The organism is Vicinamibacteria bacterium (genome assembly GCA_035620555.1).
Lineage (GTDB): Bacteria > Acidobacteriota > Vicinamibacteria > Marinacidobacterales > SMYC01 > DASPGQ01.
The window spans coordinates 1-4,944 of sequence record DASPGQ010000233.1; the positions used below are offsets into that span (position 1 = coordinate 1).

The 4,944-nt window shown below is 64.3% G+C and carries 3 protein-coding genes; 1 reads left to right on the forward strand and 2 read right to left on the reverse strand.

Annotated features, from left to right (window positions below; all coding sequences use genetic code 11):
* Window positions 1-2,812: hypothetical protein (locus VEK15_09880; GenBank protein HXV60990.1), on the forward strand; the 2,812-nt coding region annotated here is incomplete at its 5' end.
* 19 nt (window positions 2,813-2,831) lie between these two features.
* On the opposite strand, the gene VEK15_09885 is transcribed toward VEK15_09880, so the two are convergent.
* Together VEK15_09885 and VEK15_09890 are read right to left on the reverse strand one after the other, a co-directional pair.
* The gene (locus tag VEK15_09885) at window positions 2,832-3,527 is read right to left on the reverse strand and encodes a TIGR04282 family arsenosugar biosynthesis glycosyltransferase (protein ID HXV60991.1); all 696 of its coding nucleotides are present in this window, start codon (window positions 3,525-3,527) and stop codon (window positions 2,832-2,834) included.
* Window positions 3,528-3,540: 13 nt separating this feature from the next.
* The coding region (locus VEK15_09890) for a tetratricopeptide repeat protein (GenBank protein ID HXV60992.1) at window positions 3,541-4,944 on the reverse strand (1,404 nt) is incomplete at its 5' end.

The following is a 4,944-nucleotide window of genomic DNA, read 5'->3' on the forward strand; positions in this document are numbered from 1 at the left end:
TCAGGAGACGTCTTCGATCGGCGACGTCGCCGTTGCCCCCTCGGATCCGGACATCCTCTGGGTGGGTACGGGTGAGCCCAACAACCGCCAAAGCTCCACGTTTGGCCGGGGGGTCTACCGTTCGCTCGATGGCGGGGCGACCTTTTCCTCGATGGGGCTCTCGGATACCCATCACATCGGCAAGGTGCTCGTACATCCGACCGATCCATCTCGCGTCTACGTCGCGGCGCTCGGCGCTCTATGGTCTCAATCGGAAGAACGGGGTGTCTACCGGACGACGAATGGAGGAGGCAGCTGGGAGCGCGTGCTCTTTGTCGATCGGGACACCGGCGCGGTGACCCTGGCGATGGACCCGGTGAATCCGGACGTCCTCTATGCCGCGACCTATCAGAGGCGCCGCGTGCCCTGGGGATTCGACGGCGGTGGTCCCGGTAGTGGGATCTACCGATCGACCGATGGCGGTGAGAACTGGCAAAAGCTGACCGAGGGAATCCCGGCGGGCCCCCTCGGAAGAATCGGGATCGCCGTTTCCAGAGCCGATCCCGGCGTCGTGTACGCGCTCATCGAGCATGCGGAGGAGTCCGGGCTCTACCGCTCCGCGGATCGCGGAGGAAGCTTCGAGCGCATCAATGAGATCAATCCCCGACCCATGTATTACAGCAAAGTGATTCTCGATCCGAACGATGGCGAGCGCATCTACGTTCTCGGTTCGTCGTTTCATGTCTCCGACGACGGCGGGGAAACGTTCACCGAGAACGAGGAGATGACCCCCACTTATGACGTGGGGGTGCACGGCGACCATCATGCGCTTCTGGTGGATCCGGCAGACTCGAATCACCTGGTGCTCGGCGGAGACGGCGGCCTCTATTTCTCCTGGGACCGTGGCAGGAGCTGGGACAAGATCAACAACATCCCGCTCACGCAGTTCTACGCCATCGCCGTCGACCTGGACGAGCCTTACAACATCTATGGCGGTGCTCAAGATACCCACTCCTGGGCGGGGCCCAGCACGACCCGCAACCACGTCGGCATCCTCAACCAGGACTGGTTCCAGACCAATTTCGGCGACGGCATGTATCAGCAGGCCGATCCCAACGACGCGACCGTCCTCTATACGGAGTCGCAAGGTGGAAATCTCCAGCGGGTCGACCGCCGGACGGGAGATCGCAAGTCGATCCGGCCCTATCCTTCCGAAGACCAGGACGAATACCGGTTCCATTGGACGTCACCGCTTCGAATCTCGAGGCACGATCCCGGCGTCCTGTTCTTCGGGGGCAACCGTCTGTTCATCTCTCGAGATCGGGGGGATAGTTGGATGGCGAGTCCCGACCTCACCTGGAACGAGGACCGGGACGAGCTCCCGATCATGGGCGCCGAACCGAACGATCGAACGCTCTCCCGCCACGACGGGGTTTCCGATTGGGGGACGGTCACGACGATCGCCGAGTCGCCTCTCGATCCCCGGCTGCTGTACGTGGGTACGGACGACGGGCGCATTCAGCAGACGCGTGACGGCGGCGAGACCTGGCGTAGCCTCGAGGCGAACCTGGCGCCCTTCGACTCGAAAAGAACGACGGTGAGTCGCATCGTCGCCTCGCATTCCGAGGCTTCGCGCGCCTATGTGAGCCTCGACCGGCATCAGCTCGGCGATTTCGCTCCCTACCTCTTCGTCACCGAAGACGGCGGCGACTCCTGGCGCTCGATCGTCTCCGACCTTCCCGAGCGCGGCTGGATCAACGTCGTCGTCGAGCACCCGAGAAACGGCGACCTGCTGTTCGTCGGCACCGAGACCGGCCTTTTCGTGAGCTTCGATCGCGGGGGCGAATGGATGAGGATGACGGGGAATTTTCCCACCGTGCCGGTGGACGACATCGTGATCCACCCCCGAGACAACGACCTCGTGGTGGGGACCCACGGGCGATCGATTTACATTCTCGACGACATCACGCCGCTGGAACATCACCGCCCGCGCTCCGATTCCATCGAGCTTTTCGACATCCGGAAAGCGACGTTGTTCCTCCCGTGGAAGCACGAGAGCTATCTGGGACAGCGGCCGTTCATCGGCCCGAACGCACCGTTCGGTGCCCTCATCACCTATCGCCTCCCATCGGACGTCTCGGAGACACCGCTCATCCGGATTAAGAATCAAGCCGGCGTGGAGCTGAGGACTCTCCCGGGCACCGCTCGCGCGGGATTCAATCGAATCGTCTGGGATTTGAGGGTGCGTGCTCCCGAGCTCGTTGGTGATTCGGGTCCGCTGGCTCCTCCCGGCGGCTACTCGGTCGCGCTCGAGGTTTCGGGCGAGCGACGGGAAAGCTCGGTCCAGGTTGTTCTCGATCCCCGCCTCGAGATTCCCGAACCGGAGCTGCAGGGGCGGTTCGAGTTTCTCACAGAGGTCAACGCCTTGCGCGCCCGTCTGGCCCAGGCGGTCTCCAAGGCAAAGGAGCTCGAGGAGGAGCTCGATCGTGTGAGCGCCGTGCTTCGAGGTGACGAGCGTGCCGACATCCGGACGTCCATCGAGGAAGGTCTCGAAAAGCTCACCGCCTCGTCCGAGCCCCTGGGCGGCGGGTCTTCGAGCTTTCGGAACCCTTCGCTCGCGGCTCAAGCCACACGCCTCTACCGGGAGCTAGAAGGCAATCAGGCGCAACAGGGAACGCTCCATGGCCCGACAGAGGTGCAGCGCGAACGACTCCGGCGGCTCACACAGGAGGCGGAGCAGAAGTTGGCCGAGCACGAAGCGGTCGTCACATCGCTCGTGTCGGAGCTGAACGAGCGACTGCGCGAGGTGGGGCCTCTACGCATCCAAGGCTAAGCTCTCGGTTCGGAGCCCGTCACCATCCTACGTTGGGTGAGGCTGGCAGGACCGTGGCCACCCGTCGGGGAATCAACTCGGGTGCGGAACGCTTCAGGTACTCGATCTCTTCCCTCAGCTTGGAGAGATCTTCCGAGCGGTCGACGTCGTACCAGGGAACCAGAAGGTCGAAGGTGCAGCCACTCTCCTGGAGCGCCCGTTTCGTCGCTTCGAGCACGTTCTCCGTTCCCCAGGCGATACCGCGGAACATCTGGGGCACGAACCTGCGGCAGCCCAGAAGATAGTATCCGCCGTCCTCGGCGGGACCGAGAACGACGTCGACCTCCTCCAAACGATGGAAGGCCTCCTCGATCACCTCGACGGGTAGCGTAGGGCTGTCGCTGCCGAGCACCACGACCCGCTTGACTCCTCGGCGCAGGTTCAGATCGAACAGGCTCGCCAGCCGCACGCCGAGGTCGCCCGACGCCTGGATCACCACCATCCAGGAACGGGGAATGTCCAGGTCGTCGGCCCGGCGCAGCGGTTCGCTCAGCAAGAGCAGTCGATCCATGCTCACACGCTGGATCTTCCCGAAGCGCTCGAGCGTATCGCCAACGAGAGCACGGTGGAGGGCGAGTGCCTCGTCGACGGTCAGGGGAGGGCAGAGTCTCGTCTTGACCCGGCCGAGCTCGGGGGCACGGGCGAAGACTGCGAGCAGTTCGCGCGGAGCGCTCACCGATTCATCACAATCATGGCTCACCGGAGCGACGCGGGCTGCGGCGAGCCAGCGTCAGCACCTCCAACAAGGCCTCGTTGTCGGGGTTCGCCAAGAGCCCCTGCCGACAGACCCCGGCCGCGGCGGCGGGATTGCCGGCGACGAGATGAGCGCGCGCCGCTTTCACCATCGGCGAGACGCGCCGCGGCTCGAGAGAAGCCACCTCGAGGAAGAGCTCGGCTCCGATCTCGGGCTTGCCCAGCTCCAGATAGGCGTCGCCCAGGCGCTCGAGGACGGCCGGACTCCGACCGCTCAGCTTGAGATAAACGTGATAGGCGGTAACCGCCTCGGCGAAATTTCGGCGGGCGGTGTACAGGTCGCCCAACATGCGGTGCGCCTCCGCCTGGATTGGCGTGGCCTGGCTGGCGCGCTGGAGCTCGGTGAAACCTCTCGACTCGTCGCCCATGGCGAGATAGGCACGTCCCAGAGCGAGGTGCGCGGCGCCGTTCGTCGGGTCCATTTTCACCACCGAGGACAATGCGGTCACGGCTTTCTCCAGGGCAACGGGGTCGCCGCGCCGACTTGCCTCCGAGAACCAGAGCTCGCCGAGGTTGAGGTAGGCACGGGGAAGGTTGGGATCTTGTTCGAGCGCCAGCCCCACCGCTTCGATCGCTTCAGCCACGCGCCCTGCCGCGCGATGTATCTCGGCGAGGTGGAGGTAGGGCTCGGCGGCGCCGGGATTGGCATCGATCTCGATTTCCACCAGGGGACGGGCCTCGTCGGGCTCTCCTCGATCGAGGTAGAGCTCGATCAGAGCTGAGCGCGCCAGCTCCGCCTCCGGAGCCAGCTCGAGCGCCTGGAGAAAGTCGGACTCGGCCTCGTCATGGCCACCAAGCGAGAGGAAGACCGCACCTCTCAGGTAATAGGCCTCCCAAAACCGCTCGCGCAGTGCGGCGGCACGGCTCAGAGCCTCGAGGGCATCGGCTTCGAGTCCCGCTCGGAACTGAGCGAGCCCGAGCTTGTAATAAAGCGTGGCTGAGTCGGGATCGAGCTCGATGGCCTTCTGGTAGTGCAAGGCGGCATCCTCGAAGCGGCCAGCCTCGTCGTAGAGGTCGGCAAGGCGCATCGACATGGTGAGAAAATCCGATGAGAGTGCGGATGCCTGCTCGAGGTCGGCCATCGCCGGCTCGAGGTTCCCCTGTCGTCGTTCCGCCTCGGCTCGCTTGAGATACGCGAGAGCGTCCTGGGGCTTGACCCCGATGGCAGATGTGTAGGTGCGCGAGGCTTGAAATGGGAGCTCCTCTTGCAGGAGCTGATCGCCGAGCTTGATGAGCTCGTAGTAGCGGTAGTCCTTGCTGACCGCTCGGAAAGCGGCGAAGGCCCCCCCACCGAGCAGCAACAACGAGCCAGCAACCAGGACGACCCTACGCATAAACGC